The following is an 18,349-nucleotide window of genomic DNA, read 5'->3' as shown; positions in this document are numbered from 1 at the left end:
GCATGAGCCAAGTAACAACATTAATGACAACCGACATTGATAACCGCTTTTTAAACGATGTTATTGCGGGACTGTCACAGCAACAAAAGAATCTACCCTGTAAATATTTTTATGATGATAACGGGGCCGCTTTGTTTGAGCAGATCACTGAGCTTGATGAGTACTACGTGACACGCACAGAGCTGAGCATTTTAACCAAGCACAGCCAAGCAATTGCCAAGTTGCTTCCTGATAACTTATCAATCATAGAGCCGGGCTGTGGCTCGGGTAAAAAAATTGCTTATTTGTTAGCGCACTTAGTGAATGTGAAAAGTTTTGTGCCATTTGAGATCTCTAATGAAATGCTTAATTACTCATTGGCTCATTTATCTCCATTATTTCCTGAGTTAGCTATTTCGCCGTTGTTGGGGGATTTTACTCATAGCCAAATGGTAAAGCAGTTAAGCCGTGAAACACAATTGGATAGCCAAACGAACCTCGTGTATTTTCCAGGCTCAACAATAGGCAATTTTTCACCGCTAAAAGCCATTGAGATCATGAAAAATTTCCATCGGTTATGTGGTATTAACGGTTATGTATTGATTGGCATTGATTTGCTCAAAGACCGTCAAGTATTACTTGATGCTTATGACGATAAACAAGGCGTCACCGCGGCATTTAATAAAAACTTGCTCCAGCGTATTAATGCTGAGTTAAATGCTGATTTTGATCTTAGCCAGTTTAATCACCAATCACGGTTTAATGAAAAACTAAGCCGTATTGAAATGCATTTGATCAGTAACTGTGATCAAACAGTCACCGTCAATGGCGAATCATTTAGCTTTTCTCAAGGTGAGAGTATCCATACAGAAAACTCCCATAAATACGCACTACAGGCATTTACTGAACTTAGCGCCCAAGCTGGATTACGTTTAGAGCAAACGTGGCAAGACGAGCAGGGGTATTTTGCATTGTGTTTATTAAGGCCAATTTAAACAATGCACAGTCCATAATTTATTATTTAACTGTACTTAGCTAAAAATGCTGCGCAAATTGATTTTTTAATAGTATAAATACTACATTAAACCTACGGCTGCTGGTGTAGCCATTATAAAACCTTATTACGAAGAGGTTAGTGTGGACAGTTCTACTAAATTAAAAACGATTGCAGCACATTTATTTGCACAACGCACAAGTGCAGCGCCACAATCAGATTTACCGCCACAATTAGCATTAACAAGCACTGAAGATAGTTTAGCTGTTCAACAATTGATGATTGCATTAAACAAGGGCCAAGTATTTGGTTGGAAATGCCTATTACCACTTGATAACGGTGCGATTATTTTGGCTCCAATATTAAAGCCGCCGCAATCATTTGCACAAATCTGCACATTATATACTGAACAAAACAAGGCACGGATAGAGCCTGAAATTGCTTTTGTGTTTGCGCAAAATATGCCAAAGCAGGCCAGCTATAGCGAAGCTGAAATTGACCACGCGGTGAGTGACACGCATATGGCACTTGAGCTGATCCAAAACCGTTTCTCTACAGCGTATCAAGCAAATCACTTTGCAAAGTTAGCGGATGGTTTAAGTAACCAAGGGGTGTTACTTGGTCCTAAAATTAATAAGCAAGCAGCTTATGATGCGGCACATATTACTATCGCGATAACACAAAATAATCAGTGTCATAGCTATCTTGGCAAGCATCCATGTGGTCTGGCACAAACACCAATCTATTGGGCAGTAAATTATCTGGCTAAGTGTGGGATCACGCTCGCTGCTGGCCAAATTCTCATAACAGGCTCATATTGTGGTGTTATTGAGTTAGACACTGATGTTGATACTGAAATTGACTATGCAGGGCTTGGAAAATACACCGTCAAATTTAGTGGCTTAACTGATAATGACGCTGTTATCTTTTAAACGGTAATTAATGGTTGCTCCGAAAACAGAATCTTGGAAAAGCTGGCCATGTGTTTGTTCAGTGTATTGTTTGATTATGGGGGCAATAATGCTGATGGCTGAACCTGTAGCGCTATCTTCATCAACGCCATAATAAGGAGCAAAATATCGAAAATGCCACTGTGTGGTTTGATTAGCTGTTTGGCGTTGTTGCAATACAATCACTGCATTTGGGTAGTATTGTAATTGTGCTGTATTTATCGCGAGTGTTTTTAAAGGCTGATCACTGTTAATCATCACAGTACTGTAGCCGTTAATTTTTGCTGTTTTATAGCTTTGCACTATTGAGGTAGGAATGGCTTGTTGCAGCAGAACCTCTGTTTGTACCTCGGTGCTATCAATGGTGGCTAATTGTAGTTGCAGTGCGCGTTGATGTATTCTGATTTTAAATACTTCCCCTGTATTTGTATAAAAAGTGTTTGGGCTAAACCCTTGCCATTTTTTTAAAAACAGTGCAGCGGCGAGTGTCCCATGACCACAGCGGCTGATCTCATGGCTGTGATTAAACCAACGAATAGGGCATCGATTTTTTTTGATATTGGCTTGATTTAAAAATACGGTGGCGGGCTGAGCGGTGTTTTTTGCAATGCGCTGCATTAGTCGAGTTGTTAACCCTGTTTTATAAATAACAATTAACGCAGACGAACCTTTACAGCGTCTCGCTGTATCGTTAAAAACTTGCTCAATAGCAAAAGACTGCACAAAGCGCGGGGCTTTGTGCAGTCTGTGAGTTATTGCCAGATTTAATAAGCGACTAGGCTTATTATTTCTTTTGTGCATAGGCGTCGTTATGAATACCTGCGGCACGACCTGATGGATCGGCATTATTTTGAAATGATGCATCCCATAATAACGCTTCAGGCGTTGAACAGGCGACTGACTTACCGTGTGGTACACATTTAGCGGCTGCATCACCTGGGAAGTGAGATTCAAAAATAGTACGGTAGTAATACGCTTCTTTTGAATCAGGTGTGTTAATAGGGTATTTAAATTTTGCGTTTTCAAGCTCTTGATCGGTTACTTGCTCGTTTACAAACTCTTTTAATGTATCAATCCAGCTGTAGCCTACACCATCCGAAAACTGCTCTTTTTGACGCCATAACACTTCATCAGGTAAGTAGCCGTCAAAGCCTTCACGTAAAATATGCTTTTCAATTTTGCCATCTTTACACATTTTAGCTTCAGGGTTGATACGCATAGCAACATCAACAAACTCTTTATCAAGGAAGGGAACGCGGGCTTCTACACCCCATGCCGCCATTGATTTATTTGCGCGTAAGCAATCAAACATGTGCAGTTTAGATACTTTACGGTTTAATTCTTCATGAAACTCTTGTGCATTTGGTGCTTTATGAAAGTACAAGTAACCACCAAATAGCTCATCAGCGCCTTCACCAGAGAGCACCATTTTAATACCCATCGCTTTGATTTGGCGAGCCATTAAGTACATCGGAGTAGAAGCACGGATCGTAGTTACATCGTAGGTTTCAATGTGATAAATAACTTCACGTAGGGCATCAATCCCTTCTTGAATCGTAAATATAATCGGGTGATGAACAGTTCCTATCATATCAGCTACTTTTTGTGCAGCCGCTAGATCTGGGGAGCCCTCAAGGCCAACCGAGAAAGAGTGCAGCTTAGGCCACCATGCATCGCTTTCATCATTATCTTCAATACGTTTTGCTGCAAAACGTTGGGTAATAGCTGAAATAACGGATGAATCTAAACCACCTGACAACAACACGCCATAAGGTACGTCACACATTAATTGACGTTTAACGGCGGCTTCAAGTGCATCTTTGACGTCTTCGGCTTTTGCGCTGTTATCTTTAACTGCATCGAAGCTTTGCCAATCACGGGCATAATATGGGCGCAATTGACCATCTTTACTCCATAAAAAATGTCCAGGAGGAAATTCTTCAATATGCTTACAGATTGGTGAAAGTGCTTTTAGCTCTGAGGCAACATAAAAGTTACCGTGCTCATCGTGGCCTGTATAAAGTGGAATAATACCAATATGATCACGGCCAATTAAATAAGCGTCTTGTTCTTCGTCATATAAACAAAAAGCAAAAATACCGTTCAGATCATCTAAAAATTCAGGCCCTTTCTGTTTGTATAACGCTAAGATAACTTCACAATCTGATTGAGTTTGAAAAGTGAAATCGGTTTCAAGGTTAGCGGCAAGTTCTTTGTGATTATAAATTTCGCCATTAACCGCTAGAATATGAGTTTTTTCAGGGTTGTATAAAGGCTGTGCACCGCTTGAGACACCAACAATGGCTAAACGTTCATGCACTAAAATCGCTTTATCTGATGAATATACACCAGACCAATCAGGTCCGCGGTGACGTAATAATTTTGACATTTCAATTGCTTGCGTACGCAATGGAGCGGGATCAGACTTTATATCTAATACACCAAAAATTGAACACATAGTAACTCCTCATTCCTATCATGTGTGTTAGTTAGGTCATAATACCTAACCATTCACGTTTGTTTTAACAGAAATAATTAACTAAGTCACATAGCTTTTACAATATTTTCAGAATAATTTATGCACCAGCATGGCCGCTGATGCACCAAATTGGTCAGTGGGTGGTGCCAGCCGCGACTTTTACATCTTGTTTTGCAACAATAGCTTCGTTGATCATTACTTTTAACGCGCTTAGCACGGTTTCTTCGCTCATACTCGGTGCGCCATTATGGTGCACAGCTTGGCTTGGTAAATAAGGGATATGTACAAAGCCCCCTTTGATGTGTGGTTCATGCTCATTGATATGATGTAATAGACCATACATAACGTGATTACACACATATGTACCCGCTGTATTAGAAATGGCGGCTGGGATCTCACTTTGTTGCAGTGCTAATAACATGCGTTTGATAGGTAATTGTGCAAAATAAGCAGCAGGGGCATTATTGACGACGGGGTGATCAATGGGTTGCTTTCCTGCGTTGTCTTTAATTCGGGCATCATCAATATTAATCGCGATACGCTCTATGCTTATTTCACTGCGGCCACCGGCTTGGCCGATACATAATACTAGAACCGGATGATGCTGCTCTATGGCTTTATAAAGCACCTCTAATGAGGTATTAAACTCACACGGTAGCTCAAGGGCTATTACTCGGTGCTTAGCGATTAAATGTTCGTCGAGTTTGCTTACCGCTTGCCACGACGGATTGAGCGATTCGCCGCCAAATGGTGCAAACCCAGTTATCAATACGCAGGGCATGCTTGATGTCAGTTTAGTCATTAAAAACCACCATATACATTAAAATAATATTGACCGTTAATAAGGCCAGCGCAGTAGGTATTTGCACCTTTATAACATGGTATTTGTCTTTTAGGTCGAGTAATGCCGCTGGAATGATATTAAAGTTTGCTGCCATTGGCGTCATTAACGTTCCACAGTAACCACTGTACATCCCAATTGCTACCAGTGGTGCGGCGCTGGCGCCATGACCTTCGATTAAAAAAGGCATAGCAATACCCGCAGTCATTACCGGAAATGCAGCAAACGCATTTCCCATCACCATGGTAAATAACGCCATGCCAACACAATACAGCACCACCAGCATAAAACGATTCTCTGGCGCTATAAATAAAGTAACCAACTCTTTAATTGAGTCTCCTGTTTGCGCCACAATAAACACGCCACCAAGCATTGCTAGCATTTGTGGCAGTATTGCTGCCCAACCGATAGAATCTAGCAGCCGACGGGATTCAGTGACAGCTTCAATCGGATTTCCCCCAGTAATTTTCCAGCCAATAAGTAGCGCAGACACACACGCTATAGTGAGCGATGCGAGAGTTAAATGACGTTGATCAAGTAAGTAATAATCACCAATTGCGATACCATCAAAAGAAACAGTCAGTAATACCGTGATCACGAGTATCATTAATGCGGGAACAAATAATTTATTGCCTAGGCGAGAGGCCGATTGTGTTTGTTGCTGCTCAGTGAGTGGTTGATAACTGCCCATGTTCACTAGGTTTAAGCCCGCTAACAGGGCAATTAATACTACGCTCACACCAACCCATAAATAAGTGTTGGCTTTGCCGAACAAGGCAATAGATACATCACCAAATAAAAAACTGCTACCAAATAACAACCAAAATAATGCTGTGGTGAGCCTTTTTGGATGGTTTGTGTCTTGCAGCGTTCGAACAACTAAAAACATCACAACGAGACCAATTAATAAATAAATGTTCTCAATGGTGATAATTGTAGCGTTTGAGTTAGTTACATCGGTTGTTAGTACTTTACTCATCACACTTCCTGCTGTTTGTAGTGAGCAACAGCCAGAGCTATTTTTGCTTCTAAACGAGATAATCTAAATAAATGAATAATGAGTGCGGCAATGGCGGTCGGAATAGCCCATAAACCAATATGCAGCGGTTCAATACCGGCAATGCCGTTTTCCTTTAAGAAGGCATCCATCAATAGTACAGCACCAAAAGCAATGAAAATGTCTTCTCCAAAGAACATCGCAATATTATCAACGGCAGCTGCATGGGCGCTGATCATGTCTTTTATGGGTTTTGGCAGCTCACCGTGTTTATTGGTCGCGGCACCTAATGCCATGGGGGCTAATAATGGACGAACAGTTTGTGCTTGACCGCCAAGGCTTAATAACCCAAGGGCTGCTGAGCATTCTCGAACAATAAAATACAGGGCTAATATACGTGCGCTGGTGGCACTTTGAATTTGTGCAATCCAGTTTTTCGCATGCTGTTGTAAACCATAGCGCTCTAGCAGTGCGATAACGGGTAAAATAAGAATAAAGCTGGCCAGTTGACGAGAGTTCATAAACTTCTCGCCAAAGGTTTGCAAAAGGGTGAGGATATCTAAATTTACCGCCCAACCAGTTGCAAGGCCAGCAACGGTTACTACAATCAGTGGGTTAAAGCGCAAGGCAAATCCTAGCACAACCACTGGAATGCCAATTAATGGCCAATAATTAAGATCAAACATCATAGTTCCTACACTGTGCTGTGTTTATTATTATTTATTAAGCTGAGCTTTTATTTAGTGATTGGTTATCTGATGCTCAAGTTTTTTAGTGCAATAGTCAATTGTTGTAGGTGAGCGTCAAGTTTTCGCTGCGCAGTATTTGCAGCTGCTAGGTTGACGAATTCAAATATTACAAAGTCACCAGGTTTAAGTTGTGCAAATTGGTGTTGATCCGCACTTATTATAGTACCAAGTAGCGGGTATCCTCCGGTTGTTTGGCCATCATTTAGCAATACGATAGGCTCACCACTGGGGGGTAGTTGGATAGAGCCCGGGCTAACAGCTAAAGAAGGCAATGAATGTGTATGCATTAATTGATTATGCTCAGTACTGAGCCTTACTCCCATACGATTACTTTGCGGACTGACTTGCCATTTCGTCTGGGCAAAAAAATCACTAAATTGTTGTGATAGTAATTGTTGATGTGGGCCTGAATGGACGCGGATCACACTGCGCTTAGCGGGGGCAATCGCACCACGTTGCGGCCAATTGCCATCAAATGGCGTGATTGGGACTTGATCATTGGCTTGTAAAGGCGCGCCCGTTAGGCCACCAAAACCTGCTGCAATATCGGTGGCTGTTGAATTCATCACTGCATGACAATCAATGCCGCCTTTAATTGCGAGGTAGCTGCGAAAACCTTGCCGAGCGGTGGCAAATGTCAGTGTTTGTCCTTGCTCTACTGGGTAACTCCAGCCGGGATAAATACTTACTCCATCAAGCTTTGCTTGCATATCAGCGCCATGCAGCGCAATAACAGTGGCACATTTAAACTGTAATTGCGCTAAGCCTAAAGTGATCTCAATAACACTTTGATTGTCATCATTGCCCACTAAACGATTGGCAATGATCATTGCATAAGGGTCAAGCGCACCAGATTGGGCAATTCCTAAATGACGATAGCCATGACGGCCGAGATCTTGAATCGTCATTTGCATTCCGGGCTTTATTACGGTGATCATAATACCGACTCCTTAGTAACAAATTGCAGCGTATCGCCCGGTTGTATTGCGCATGGTGGAGTATTTTCACTGTCAAATAATGCAAAATCACTGTGGCCGATAATATGCCACCCACCGGGCGAATCAGCTGGGTAAATCGCGGTTTGATTAGCGCCAATGGCAACCGAACCTTTGGGCACTCGAGTTCGCGGCTGTGCTCTGCGCGGAGTATGTAATTGACTATTCAGACCGTGCAAATATGCAAAGCCTGGCTGAAAGCCTAAAAACAATACTTGATAATGCCCTTGGCTATGTATATCAATTACTTGTTGTGGCGATAAATTGTGATACTCAGCTACATAGTCTAGATCTGGGCCATAGTCACCACCGTATTGGGTAATAATTTTATGATGCTTACCCTGATAGTAGTGCGGATTTATATTTGCCCACCAAAGTGCTAACTGAGCTTGCCAGTGAGCAAGCGAAGTAGGGTCTATTAAATAAACTGTCAGCGAGTTCATTGCGGGTACTACATCTATAAAGGCGTCGCTGGTGTTGCATTGTTGCACTAGTGCCCAGATTTTTTTTTGAATGCTCAGACTGTCATCGTTTAGGGCAGTGGCATCAAGCAATATGCTGTTATTACTGAGGACACTAATAGTTGGAGAGATAGTTTGTTGATCCATAGCCAAATGTATTTATTATTCTTGAATACCTCAAACTAGCATATAACGTATGAAATGTTTATAGCGATGCGACTAGTTAACAACCTTGCAATATTAACATTACCCAGTGTAGCGCAAACACATTAGTTTGGTTATGGAATGTTCTGGACTAATACACGTAAACTAGATATGTGAGTCAGACTATAAAAAACTGTGGCATATCACTCACTATTGCTTAGAGTAGGTGTTTGATAATGCCACAGTTGTTATAACAACTAATGATGTTAGTAGAATGCATTAAGTTATAATAGCTTACTGCTAATTACTTAACAGCCACTCACTGAGCAAGCGCACACCATAACCTGTGCCGCCTGGTGAAATTTCATCTTTTCCTTTAGTTGCTAGTGCATTACCTGCAATATCTATGTGTACCCAACGAGTTTCACCAGCAAAATGTTGCAAAAAGCTGGCGGCCGTTGTTGCTCCGGGGCCACTTGAGCCTAGGTTTTTAAGATCGGCAATGTCTGAACTTAAGGTTTCTTTATATCCCAGCGGTAAGCGCCATAGGTTTTCGTTTACTTGCATTCCAGCTAAAGTGAGTTGCGTAACAAGCGTATCGTCATCAGAAAACACCGCCGCATAATCGTTACCTACGGCTTTGATTTTAGAGCCGGTAAGGGTGGCAACGTCTATCATGATCTCCGGCTTGAAATATTCACGTGCATACCACATTGCATCACTTAATACTAAGCGTCCTTCTGCATCAGTATTAACAATCTCAACGCTTAAACCTTCTGCGGTGCGAACCACATCACCAGGGGCAACAGCGTATTGCGACACCATATTGGCAGCCATACCCATAACGACAACAATGTTTTTGTCAGCTTTTGCAAGCGCCATTGCTTTGATAGTCCCAAGTACAGCGGCGGCGCCAGCCATATCAGATTTCATACGCGCAATTGATGCGCCTGTTTTGATACTATAACCACCAGAGTCAAAGGTGATCCCTTTACCAACCAGAGCAATAGGGGTCGCGTTTGAGCCTTTGTAATGTGCAACGACTAAGCGAGCGCCTTGTTCGCTGCCACGCCCGACAGCTTCAAGTGCCCCCATACCTAGTTCTATTAATTGCTTAGGCTCTAAAATAGTGATTTCTACACCTAGAGACTCAAGCTCTTTTGCCGCACTAGCAAAGTCAACAGGAGTCATTTCGCTGGCCACTTCTGAGGTTAAATCACGTGCTAAAAACACTCCTGCTTGAATGCTTTCAAGTTCAGAATAGTTACGTTTTGTTTGCTTGGAATTACTAACGTCAAAATGATAACTGACAGTGTGAGTGTTCGGAGTTTGTTTATATTTTTCAAAACGATGGTCGCGTAAATTTGCACCGTGTGCAAAGTGAGCACTAAGTACACTGTTATTGTTTACGCCTTCAACGTCATCGAATGCAACCGCAGCAGTTGTTGTTTTACTGCTCATTAATCGCGCATGAATATTACCACCTAGTTTGGTCATTAACGCTCTATCAAGCTTATCTTGCTTACCGGTACCAACAATTAGCACGCGTTTATAGTCACTATTATAAGGTGCAATTAATTCAACAGTACTGGCGTATTTGCCACTAAAACTTTCATTTTCAATAGCGTGCTGTAATTGAGCATTGAACTTTTTATTGATTGAGTTAAATGCGGTATTGCTCCCATCCTCACTGTAAAACAACACTAATGCTTGTGCATTACTATCAAGCTTGGAAGAAAAATTAAACTCTGCAGCATGGCTTTGCGTACTAAGTGCAAGGGCAATTGATAATGCAGAAAAAGCAATAAGGTTTTTCATGTTTGTACCTTTATTAAATAAACACGTTTTACCTCATTTATTCGCATAGGTTAAGTCGGATTCGGTAAAGCCGCAATAATGAGCGATAAAATAACCCACATTCCTGAAATAATATGTTCTGCTTCAAGGTCTACTAAAATGAAGCAACAAATAGAAAGAGGTAGAGTATGTTGGCAGCAAAGAATTGGCTTAAATTAACCACTTTAACAATTTTGTTCAGTGCGGCAAGTTATGGTGTTTCCCTTAACAATGAAAAAGATAATGATATTCAAGCAACAATGCATTTAGAAACCATGGTACTTGGTTCTGGTTGCTTTTGGGGGGCAGAAAAACGTTATGAAGCGCTTCCTGGTGTAATTGATGCAAAGTCAGGCTATGCAGATGGTAAGGGTTTTAAAGCAACTTATCGTAATATTACCCAATCATCGCGCAAGTTCGATGAAAATAATTACGCTGAAGTTGTTCAGGTTACTTACAATAGCAATATAATCAGTGCTGCAACGTTATTAAAAAGTTACTTTGAAAGTCATGATCCAACGCAAAAAAATCGCCAAGGAAATGATATTGGCACGCAGTACCGTTCAATTATTTTAACTACTACTGAGCAACAAGCTGCACTGGCTGAAGAATTAAAACAGCAGTATCAAGATAAACTAACCCAAGCTGGTTATGGCTCTATAAAAACCATTATAAAACCATTAACGGTATTTTTTCCGGCTGAGGAATATCACCAAGACTACTTAGTTAAAAATCCTAATGGCTATTGCCCTGATCATTCAACAGGCGTTGTTTTTGAAAAACGCAGTGATGATAAAGTTGATAATACGGCTTTACTCGCAGGAAAGCAGATAGTGATCATTGATTCACGAGATTACTGCCCTTATTGTGAAAAACTCAAAAAAGATGTGTTAAATGATTATCAAGGAACCATTGCCGTCACTTATCGTAAAGCCGATCAACTTGATGGTTTAACGATTAAATCAGCGACCTGGGCCACCCCAACAATCTTATTTTTAGAAGATGGTAAAGAGGTTTATGGTCGCCAAGGTTATGTGTCTAGCGAAGAGTTTTATAAAGCACTTGGCGCATTTAAATTAGGGGATAGTGAAGCATATACAGTGGCATTTAAGGCCCGTACAGATAGTCCGTTTTGTAAACAGTACGATATTTTTAAAAATACCCCGGATGGTATTTTTATAGACAAACTCAGTGGTGTACCACTGTTTGATACTCGGGATCGGTTCAAATCGGGCACCGGGTGGCTGTCATTTACTCACCCTATCAAAGACAGTGTGACCATGCATGAAGACAATAGTTACGGTATGCAACGTATTGAAATTAAATCTAAATCTACGGGTATTCATTTAGGGCATTTGTTCCCAGGTGAAGGCCCAAAAGGTGAAGATCGTTATTGTATCAATGCAACTGTGTTAGATTTTGTCGCTCGCAAAGACACCTAACAGTTTAGAATAATGGCTGAGGAAATTGCAGAGTAAGGCTTCAAAATAAACTATTTTTACGATAAACCCATTGAGCTGGGTTTATCGTATTTAATGAGTTGTATATCAAATTATAAGAGTACAATTAATGTCGGATCATCACTGTTATTCGCTTTATTTTAAGTGTTTAAATGTGTCTAGCAGCCATTTTATAAATAGCTCAAGCTGTGCATTTGCCTCGCCAGGGTAGTGCTGTACTAAATAGTATTTATCCTTGGTTACTAATGGTTCATCAGTAAAGTTGCACAACCAGCCTTCGTCAAACCATGTTTGACTAATAGGCAAAGGAATTAGCGCTATACCCATACCTTGTTGCGCTGCACGGGCAACACCAAACATACTATCTACTTGTATAATTTGCTTGGGTGAAAAGTCATCAAGGCCTGCATGTTCAGCCCATTGATGCCAAGCCCAAGGACGCGCTTTGTGCAAAATTAACGGCACTTGTTGTAATGCTTCAAGTGGCTTTTTGTGCCACTGTTGCCAATTTTCTTTATTACAAGCCGGTGTGTATTGTAATGAAAACAGCTCGTGGACAACGCCTTCAATTGGCTTCGAAGACGACAGCACAATAGATAAATCACTTTGTTTAGTTAACTCTTTACGCGTTTTCATGGTGTTTAGTTGTAAATTGGTTTTAGGGTGCTCAACAGTCCACTCGCTCAGTTTCGGCATTAATAACTCACTGGCAAAAAACTCTGGCAAAGTAATGCTGATGGTTATATTTTCTTGCAGCTGACTAAATTCGTTAATGGTTTTTTCGAGTGCTTTTATAAGTGGTGATACCGAGTCATAAAAGTTTTTCCCCGCAGCTGTAAGTCTGATCGAGCGTGTTTGGCGCTCAAACAACTCAATCCCTAACTGTTCTTCTAGTTGCTTTATTTGATGACTAACAGCAGATGGAGTCAAATAAAGCTGATTGGCGGCTTCTTTAAAGCTTAGCGTTCTTGCCGCAAAACAAAATGAACGCAATCCTCTGATAGGTGTTTGCATAGTCGTTGCTAGTAATTCTCAATAACGTTAGTTAAGCAATTATTATCCCAATTTGCAAAAAACCTCTGCTTAAAGTATGGGAATAGGTAATATTTGCCAGAATGCCTAATAAATAGACTTTATTGGATTGTTTAATCTGCTATAAGTATTTAAATAGCTAATATATTAAGTTATTTCCGTTACTTATTAAATTATATGTTTAAGCAATTTCAGTGATTTTCACAATCATGGGGCATTATACGCTATTTGTGTGACAAATTGGTGCAGCCAAAAAAAATCCCTCTTGCGAGGGATTTTGGGTAACTCAGCGCCATTGGCACTGGGAATGAGGTCGGTACAAGGTGGACCTGAGCGTTAAATTAAAAAACCATCTCAGGGATTTCACCATCAACAAGTAATTTACCTGCTGTTTTACTAATAATTTCATCAACTGACACGCCCGGTGCGCGTTCTAAAAGATGAAATGCGCCGTCTTTGACTTCTAACACGGCTAAATCTGTTACTATTTTCTTCACACAGTTAACACCAGTTAAAGGTAAAGAGCAACTTTCTAGCAGTTTCGAGTCACCATGTTTACTTGCATGGGTCATAGTAACGATAATATTTTTTGCACCAGCGACAAGGTCCATCGCGCCGCCCATGCCTTTGATCAACTTTTTAGGGATCATCCACGATGCGATACTACCGTTTTGGTCAACTTCAAATGCACCTAGAACAGTTAAGTCTACATGACCTCCACGGATCATTGCAAAACTATCTGCACTATTAAATATGGCTGCGCCTTTAGCTGCTGTCACGGTTTCTTTACCTGCGTTGATCATATCTGCATCAAGCTCTGCTTTAGTAGGGTATTGCCCCATGCCTAGTAAGCCATTTTCAGACTGTAACATCACCTCAATGTTATCAGGTACGTAGTTTGCCACTAACGTAGGAATACCGATACCGAGGTTAACGTAATAACCGTCTTGTAGTTCTTGTGCAACGCGCATTGCGACTTGTTCACGTGATAATGCCATAATTATTGCTCCTTAATCGCGAGTGGTTACACGTTCAATGCGTTTTTCAAAGTTACCTTTGATCACGCGATTAACAAAAATACCAGGGGTGTGAATTTGGCTTGGCTCAAGTTCGCCTGGTTCAACAATTTCTTCAACTTCAGCAACGGTAATTTTACCTGCTGTTGCGGCCATTGGGTTGAAGTTCATCGCCGTGTGTCGAAACACTAAATTACCATAACGGTCCGCTTTCCATGCTTTTACAATGGCAAACTCACCAGTGATTGATTCTTCTAAGATATAAGGGCGTCCGTTAAATTCTTTTACATCTTTACCTTCTGCCACAGGCGTACCGTAACCTGTTGCTGTATAAAAAGCAGGAATTCCAGCACCACCGGCACGCATTTTTTCAGCCAGCGTACCTTGCGGAGTAAGCTCTACATCAATTTCGCCGCTCAACAATTGCTGTTCGAATAGGGCATTTTCACCCACGTAGGAGGCAATAATTTTTTTAATTTGCTTGTCGTGCAATAAAATACCTAAACCAAAATCATCTACACCGCAGTTATTCGATACCACAGTAAGTTCTTTGGTTTGTTTACGTTTGATTTCGCTGATCAACCCCTCAGGGATACCGCATAAACCAAAACCACCAGCGATAATGGTATCGCCATCTTTTAAGCCTTCCATTGCAGCTTCATAACTTGAAACCACTTTATCGAAACCGGCCATGGGCCCACTCCTTATTTGTAATTATATGACTACTAATTTAAGGCTAAATATAGACTATTGATCAGTAGTTTGATTTTTAAGTGCCAAGGATACCTTGCTCACAGGTTGTTTATTTAATGCCGTGCAAATTGCCCAACCAGCTTTAGCCAGTCTTTCTAAATCAATTCCATGCTCTATGCCAAGTCCTTGTAGTAAGTAAACTACATCTTCAGTGGCAACATTTCCTGACGCACCCTTTGCATAAGGGCAGCCACCAAGGCCTGCAACCGCACTGTCAACCGTTGCTATACCTCGCTTTAAGGCAGTGTAAATATTTGTGAGCGCTTGACCATAAGTGTCGTGAAAATGAACAGCTAACAATGACTTATCAATTTCAGCTAGTAGCACGTCCAACAGCTCATCGACCTTTTTTGCGGTACCTACGCCAATAGTGTCACCTAGGCTTACTTCGTAACAACCAAGGTCTAATAACTTTTGACATACTTGTAGTACGCGCTGCGGATCGATATCGCCTTCGTATGGGCAGCCAAGCACACAACTAACATAACCACGAACACGAATATTATGTGATTTAGCAAAGGCCATTACATCAGTAAAGCGGGCTATGCTTTGGTCAATTGAGCAGTTAATATTTTTCTGACAAAAGGCTTCACTGGCAGCAGTAAAAATAGCAAATTCTTTAATACCTACAGCATGGGCTGCTTCTGCACCTTTTAAGTTAGGCGTAAGTGCCGTTAAATTAGTCGTAGGTAAATCAAGCGCACTGATCACATTGCTGGAATCGGCCATTTGTGGTACCCATTTCGGTGATACAAATGCGCCTGCTTCAATGTCTTTAATACCTGCATCAGCAAGAGCGTTAATTAAGGTTACCTTATCTTGAGTAGTTACTGCACGCTCGTTTTGTAAGCCATCACGGGCACCCACTTCAACAATGCGAACATGGCTTGGTAGTGTACTATTCATCTGCTGCGCTCTCATCGCTGACAATTGCTAATAGGGCACCATGACTCACCAGAGCACCTTCTGCAAAACAATAGCTTTGCAATACACCATCATGGGGGGCGGTGAGCGTATATTCCATTTTCATGGCTTCAATGATCACCACAGCATCACCTTTTGTGATGGTGCTGCCAACGTCAATAAGGTGTTTTACAACGGTACCGTTAAGTGGTGCTGCAAGCGGTAGGGCATCGCTTTCGTGATCACTGATATAGTGTTTATCAAAAATATCAAAGGTAGTTTGCAATGCTTTGTACATTACTGTGATGGTATTGTCTGCAGTAACCACATGGGCGATATGTTTATTGCCATTGATAAATACACTACACAGGTTATTGTCGATACTGCCAGAGGTTGTATAGTCAACCTCATCGATGCGGACTGTGTACCCCGCTTGATGAGCTGTTGCAGTGATCGCATTATCAACGAATGGCACCTTGATTGATGCTTCTGCATTGAGTTTAAAACCAGCTAGACTGTCCCATGCGTTCTGAGTTCCTTGACGATTAAGCCCAGTTAAATAGCTAAATGCAGCTATAATGCGGCTGCTAACAGCGTGTTGTTGATAAACTTTAAGCAACGCATCGCCTTGCTCTTCAATAAAGTGAGTATCAGGAGCGCCTTGCTTAAAGGTTGCATGGTTAGCAAGGGTGTGTAAGAAGCTCACATTACAACTAAAGCCCGCTAAATGAAATTGTTCAAGGGCTGTGCTTAATCGTGCTAAAGCTTGCTCGCGCGAGTCATCATGAACGATCAATTTAGCGATCATAGGATCGTAAAATGGACTGATCTCATCCCCTTGCATGATCCCAGTATCAATGCGTACATACTCAGATTGAACTGGTATATACAAGCCATTGATGGTACCAGAGCAAGGAATAAAGTCATTGCTTGGATCTTCGGCGTAAATACGCGCTTCAAAGCTGTGGCCCTGTAATTGGATATCACTTTGTTGCATGGGTAATGGGTTACCTGCGGCGACGTTAATTTGCCAATTAACTAAATCGACACCAGTCACCATTTCAGTAACAGGGTGCTCAACTTGCAGCCGGGTGTTCATTTCCATAAAGAAGAATTCATCGCCACACAGTAAAAACTCCACCGTGCCTGCACCTCGGTAATTGATCGCAAGTGCACAGCGTACTGCGGCTTCGCCCATTTCTTTGCGTAGTTCGTCAGATAAACCAGGCGCGGGGGCTTCTTCAATCACCTTTTGATGGCGGCGTTGTAATGAACAATCACGATCACCTAAGTACACACAGTTACCGTGATTATCAGCAAACACTTGCACTTCAACATGGCGTGGTTTATTAACATAGCGCTCAAGTAGTACTAAGTCGTTACCAAAACCGGCGATTGCCTCACGCTGTGCACCTTGTAGAGCACTGATAAAGTCTTTTGCATGTTCAACCACGCGCATGCCTTTACCACCGCCACCAAAGGCTGCTTTGATAAGCACTGGGTAACCAATTTTTTCAGCTTCAGCTTGTAAAAACGCAGGATCTTGTTTGTCACCATAATAACCAGGTACTAATGGTACATTCGCGGCTGCCATTATTTCTTTGGCGCGGGTTTTTGAGCCCATTGCTTCGATACTGCTCGCTGGTGGGCCTATAAACGCAATATTATTGGCTTCACAGGCCTTTGCAAATTCACTGTTCTCAGATAAAAAGCCGTAACCTGGGTGAATGCAATCTGCACCTGCATCCAGTGCTACTTGGATAATTTTATCAGCTACCAAATAGGAGTCTTTACTCGGCGCTGCGCCAATATGGTAGGCTTCATCGGCGAGTTTTACATGTTGTGAATTTTTATCTGCATCAGAGTAAACCGCCACAGTGGTTAAGCCCATTTGCTTTGCGGTACGCATAACCCGACAGGCAATTTCGCCGCGATTAGCAATAAGAATTTTTTGTAATGATTGTGTGCTCATGGTGATCCCTATTTTTGCCAATTTGGTGGGCGTTTTTCAAAAAAGGCAGATAACCCTTCTTGACCTTCTTCAGATACGCGAATTTTGGCGATACGCTCTGCGGTTAAATTTATGATTTGTTCATTAATATCATGGCCAGCTACATCGTTGATCAATTGTTTTGCTGCGCGAACCGCGACAGGGCCGTTGTTGATCAGTGTTTCGAGTAGTTGATCAAGCGCGCATTCAAGTTTACCGGTTACTTGATGAATTAAGCCTAATTGCTTGGCTGTGTGGGCATCAAAAATCTCAGCGGTTAAAAAATAACGACGTGCAGCGCGCTCGCCAATGGCTCTGATCACATACGGGCTGATTACAGCTGGAATAAGGCCAAGTTTTACTTCGCTTAAACAAAACTGTGCATTGTCTTGGCATATGGCTATGTCACAACAGGCAATTAAGCCCAGTGCGCCGCCAAATGCCGCGCCTTGCACAGCACATACCGTTGGCAGTGGGCTGCTGGCTAATACATGCATTAATTTGGCAAGTTGTTTTGAATCCGCAAGATTCTCACTGAAGTCATTGTTTGCCATGGACTTCATCCAATTAAGATCAGCCCCTGCAGAGAAATGCTCTCCCTCAGTTTTTAAAACAAGGGCGCGTACATTTAAGCTATTAGCATGCTCTATACATTGAATAAGTTCTTGGATCACTTGCTCGTTAAAGGCATTGCGCTTTTCAGGGCGACTTAAAACGAGTACAGCCACATTTGATTTAGTTATTTGTAGTGTTACTGACATACTCACGTC

General features: G+C 41.7%; 17 protein-coding genes. 3 read left to right on the top strand and 14 right to left on the bottom strand.

Annotation, left to right across the window (positions count from 1 at the left end; translation table 11 throughout):
- The first annotated feature begins 2 nt into the window (after positions 1-2).
- Positions 3-974: an L-histidine N(alpha)-methyltransferase gene (gene egtD / locus H5158_RS12460; protein ID WP_145233249.1), complete on the top strand. Its 972-nt coding sequence runs from the start codon at positions 3-5 to the stop codon at positions 972-974.
- Positions 975-1,116: 142 nt separating this feature from the next.
- On the top strand, positions 1,117-1,905 hold the full coding sequence (locus H5158_RS12455; RefSeq protein ID WP_220491295.1) for a 2-keto-4-pentenoate hydratase: 789 nt from the start codon (positions 1,117-1,119) through the stop codon (positions 1,903-1,905).
- Here the strand turns inward: H5158_RS12455 and H5158_RS12450 are convergent.
- From H5158_RS12450 to H5158_RS12415, 8 genes are all read right to left on the bottom strand, one after another.
- Positions 1,876-2,724 (bottom strand): PhzF family phenazine biosynthesis protein, encoded by an 849-nt coding sequence (locus H5158_RS12450; protein ID WP_182719006.1) that lies wholly within the window; start codon positions 2,722-2,724, stop codon positions 1,876-1,878. The two genes, H5158_RS12455 and H5158_RS12450, sit on opposite strands and share 30 nt — an antisense overlap.
- Positions 2,708-4,381, bottom strand: a complete 1,674-nt coding sequence (asnB, locus tag H5158_RS12445; protein WP_182719005.1) for an asparagine synthase B — start codon at positions 4,379-4,381, stop codon at positions 2,708-2,710. The genes H5158_RS12450 and asnB overlap by 17 nt, the downstream gene beginning before the upstream one ends.
- A 154-nt stretch (positions 4,382-4,535) precedes the next feature.
- Entirely contained in the window at positions 4,536-5,204 is a 669-nt protein-coding gene (pcp, locus tag H5158_RS12440; RefSeq protein ID WP_220491294.1) for a pyroglutamyl-peptidase I, read from the bottom strand.
- On the bottom strand, positions 5,197-6,222 hold the full coding sequence (locus H5158_RS12435; RefSeq protein WP_182740127.1) for a DUF979 domain-containing protein: 1,026 nt from the start codon (positions 6,220-6,222) through the stop codon (positions 5,197-5,199). Before H5158_RS12435 ends, pcp begins: the two co-directional genes overlap by 8 nt.
- Positions 6,222-6,926, bottom strand: coding sequence for a DUF969 domain-containing protein (locus H5158_RS12430; protein ID WP_145233413.1), 705 nt, complete (start codon positions 6,924-6,926; stop codon positions 6,222-6,224). The genes H5158_RS12435 and H5158_RS12430 overlap by 1 nt, the downstream gene beginning before the upstream one ends.
- Before the next feature lie 65 nt (positions 6,927-6,991).
- The gene (locus H5158_RS12425) at positions 6,992-7,927 is read right to left on the bottom strand and encodes a biotin-dependent carboxyltransferase family protein (protein WP_182740126.1); all 936 of its coding nucleotides are present in this window, start codon (positions 7,925-7,927) and stop codon (positions 6,992-6,994) included.
- Positions 7,924-8,592 carry a 5-oxoprolinase subunit PxpB gene (gene pxpB, locus H5158_RS12420; RefSeq protein ID WP_182740125.1) on the bottom strand — a complete coding sequence of 223 codons (669 nt, stop codon included), beginning with the start codon at positions 8,590-8,592 and terminating at the stop codon, positions 7,924-7,926. The genes H5158_RS12425 and pxpB overlap by 4 nt, the downstream gene beginning before the upstream one ends.
- A 297-nt stretch (positions 8,593-8,889) precedes the next feature.
- The gene (locus H5158_RS12415; protein ID WP_182740124.1) at positions 8,890-10,407 is read right to left on the bottom strand and encodes a leucyl aminopeptidase; all 1,518 of its coding nucleotides are present in this window, start codon (positions 10,405-10,407) and stop codon (positions 8,890-8,892) included.
- A gap of 167 nt (positions 10,408-10,574) precedes the next feature.
- Between H5158_RS12415 and msrA the strand changes: the two genes are divergently transcribed.
- Entirely contained in the window at positions 10,575-11,867 is a 1,293-nt protein-coding gene (gene msrA, locus H5158_RS12410) for a peptide-methionine (S)-S-oxide reductase MsrA (RefSeq protein WP_182719001.1), read from the top strand.
- A 153-nt stretch (positions 11,868-12,020) separates the two neighbouring features.
- On the opposite strand, the gene H5158_RS12405 is transcribed toward msrA, so the two are convergent.
- The 6 genes from H5158_RS12405 to H5158_RS12380 form a co-directional block, all read right to left on the bottom strand.
- Positions 12,021-12,899 (bottom strand): LysR family transcriptional regulator, encoded by an 879-nt coding sequence (locus tag H5158_RS12405; RefSeq protein ID WP_145233266.1) that lies wholly within the window; start codon positions 12,897-12,899, stop codon positions 12,021-12,023.
- Between the two features lie 359 nt (positions 12,900-13,258).
- Positions 13,259-13,915: a 3-oxoacid CoA-transferase subunit B gene (locus H5158_RS12400; RefSeq protein WP_145233269.1), complete on the bottom strand. Its 657-nt coding sequence runs from the start codon at positions 13,913-13,915 to the stop codon at positions 13,259-13,261.
- 12 nt (positions 13,916-13,927) lie between these two features.
- Complete coding sequence (locus H5158_RS12395; protein WP_145233270.1) at positions 13,928-14,626, bottom strand: CoA transferase subunit A; 699 nt, start codon at positions 14,624-14,626, stop codon at positions 13,928-13,930.
- 54 nt (positions 14,627-14,680) lie between these two features.
- On the bottom strand, positions 14,681-15,592 hold the full coding sequence (locus H5158_RS12390) for a hydroxymethylglutaryl-CoA lyase (protein WP_149982466.1): 912 nt from the start codon (positions 15,590-15,592) through the stop codon (positions 14,681-14,683).
- A complete protein-coding gene (locus tag H5158_RS12385) occupies positions 15,585-17,561 on the bottom strand; it encodes an acetyl/propionyl/methylcrotonyl-CoA carboxylase subunit alpha (RefSeq protein WP_182719000.1) in 1,977 nt (658 codons plus the stop codon). Before H5158_RS12385 ends, H5158_RS12390 begins: the two co-directional genes overlap by 8 nt.
- Before the next feature lie 8 nt (positions 17,562-17,569).
- Entirely contained in the window at positions 17,570-18,340 is a 771-nt protein-coding gene (locus tag H5158_RS12380) for an enoyl-CoA hydratase/isomerase family protein (protein ID WP_145233273.1), read from the bottom strand.
- Positions 18,341-18,349: the final 9 nt, after the last annotated feature.

Origin of the sequence: Pseudoalteromonas sp. SR45-6 (genome assembly GCF_014163545.1) — a bacterium.
Taxonomy (GTDB): Bacteria; Pseudomonadota; Gammaproteobacteria; order Enterobacterales; family Alteromonadaceae; genus Pseudoalteromonas; species Pseudoalteromonas rhizosphaerae.
Note: the sequence above shows the minus strand (reverse complement) of the source record. Positions and strands in the feature narration are given on the sequence as shown.